Source organism: Aquirufa sp. A-Brett2-15D, from assembly GCF_054558735.1.
This window is the reverse complement of the sequence record NZ_JBSKFT010000030.1, coordinates 1-235: the sequence shown is the minus strand read 5'-3', so window position 1 is coordinate 235 and position 235 is coordinate 1. Positions and strand designations below refer to the sequence as shown.

The following is a 235-nucleotide window of genomic DNA, read 5'->3' as shown; positions in this document are numbered from 1 at the left end:
AGTAGCATTACTGCTGAGATAACAAGAGCAACTGCTGCAGAATTAGCATTAACGAATGGAGTAAATGCAAACACAGCTAGCATAACTTCTAATACCAGTTCGATCGCAGGTCTTGATACACGAGTGAGTTCCAATACAAGTAGCATTACTGCTGAGATAACAAGAGCAACTGCTGCAGAATTAGCATTAACGAATGGAGTAAATGCAAACACAGCTAGCATAACTTCTAATACCA

1 protein-coding gene is annotated in these 235 nt (G+C 39.6%); it reads left to right on the top strand.

Annotated elements, in window-relative coordinates; genetic code table 11:
* A partial coding sequence (locus ACST14_RS11015) for a hypothetical protein (protein ID WP_459463494.1) occupies positions 1 to 235 on the top strand: 235 nt, incomplete at both ends.